Here is a 1,440-nt window from a genome sequence, read left to right as displayed (position 1 = left end):
AAGTCGTAACAAGGTAGCCGTAGGGGAACCTGCGGCTGGATCACCTCCTTTCTAAGGATGTTCCTAGCCAGTTGAGCCTCGCTCAACTCGTGGAACACTTAGCAGATCGGCAAACAAAGCCGATCAATATATAGAACCGAGCCGTCCTCATATCTCTTCAGACAATAGAACACGGGCTACCGCCCGTATGGGTCGGTAGCTCAGGTGGTTAGAGCGCACGCCTGATAAGCGTGAGGTCGGAGGTTCAAGTCCTCCTCGACCCACCATCGCTTCTGCAGTTGCAGAATCCCTTTGGGGCCTTAGCTCAGCTGGGAGAGCGCCTGATTTGCATTCAGGAGGTCAGGAGTTCGATCCTCCTAGGCTCCACCATGAATTCTCTTGCCGCCTTTGATCCGCACGGATTAAAAGAAGGCATGAAGATTTGTGCGATCACAATGGTTTACCGCGATTATTGGGCGCTATCACAATGGTACGCGCATTACTCACGGCACCTAGGCTCGGAACATCTTTATATCGTAGCCCACGGCCATGATCCGAAGGTTTCTGAGCTTTGCCCACGGGCGAATGTGATCACGGTGCCGCGGGATGACCTGACTGGTTTCGATCGGGTTCGTGGACACCTGCTGAACGGCCTTCAGGACGGATTGGGTGCGCTATACGACTGGGTTATCCGCACGGATGCGGATGAACTGATTTGTTTCGACCCGGAACGTTACGCAAATTTCAGCGACCTGTTCGCCTCGCGCAAGGGAGTATCTGCACTCTTTGCTTTGGGAGTGAACCTCGCTGAAATGGAGGGCGATCCTACGCTAACTGCGGAGGCTCACGTCCTGCACTACAGGCGTGAGGCGCATTTCTCCGGGCACTACAGCAAAGCTTGGGCGGTTCGGCGTGGAACGCATTTGGTGCGCCATGGCATTCAAACTGCCCCCGAGCGATTGGACGACACGTCATTCACCTTTCCCAAAGGTGTTTATTTGGTTCATCTCAAATATGCGAACAGCGCTGCGCTGATCGATGCAAACCAGCATCGGACGCTAATTGGAAACGCTGGTAGCAAAGGTCTTCCCGGTAAAGCTTGGGCGCAGGCAGATCAAGATGCCTCCCGCTTTTACGACGCTTTTCGCGAGCTGAACGAGCTGGACTGGCCCTTAGCCGAAAGGCGCGCCTATCGGCGGATCAAGCGCGATCCGGTTCGAGATGAGAAGCTTAACGTGCTGCGTGCCAGATCGGTAAAGTTCCCGTTTCGGACGACCCTCCCAAAGTGGTTCGAAAACTGCTGATAGATTAGATCAGCAAGAGCGCTACGGCGCTTTTGCTCGTCCAATCTGGACGGTAGCGTGACATTCTTCGGATGCACGTGATTGACATCGTAAAGAGAGATACTAACAACATGTTTGATCTCACCGCGTTAGGTGATGATCTCAGTTGCTGCCCTTC

General features: G+C 53.9%; 1 protein-coding gene, 2 tRNA genes and 1 rRNA gene. All 4 read left to right on the top strand.

The annotated features are described in order from the left end of the window. A 16S ribosomal RNA gene (locus ACGYKA_RS20010) occupies positions 1-51 on the top strand; the annotation flags it as partial. 138 nt (positions 52-189) lie between these two features. Further along, positions 190-266, top strand: a tRNA-Ile gene (locus ACGYKA_RS20005). 27 nt (positions 267-293) lie between these two features. Continuing rightward, positions 294-369, top strand: a tRNA-Ala gene (locus ACGYKA_RS20000). Further along, a complete protein-coding gene (locus tag ACGYKA_RS19995) occupies positions 369-1,283 on the top strand; it encodes a glycosyltransferase family 2 protein (RefSeq protein WP_394418930.1) in 915 nt (304 codons plus the stop codon). Before ACGYKA_RS20000 ends, ACGYKA_RS19995 begins: the two co-directional genes overlap by 1 nt. Positions 1,284-1,440 lie beyond the last annotated feature (157 nt).

Source organism: Sulfitobacter sp. 1A15106, assembly GCF_043556995.1.
Classification (GTDB): domain Bacteria; phylum Pseudomonadota; class Alphaproteobacteria; order Rhodobacterales; family Rhodobacteraceae; genus Sulfitobacter; species Sulfitobacter faviae.
The sequence above is the reverse complement of the archived record's forward strand: the minus strand, read 5'-3'. Positions and strand labels throughout refer to the sequence as shown.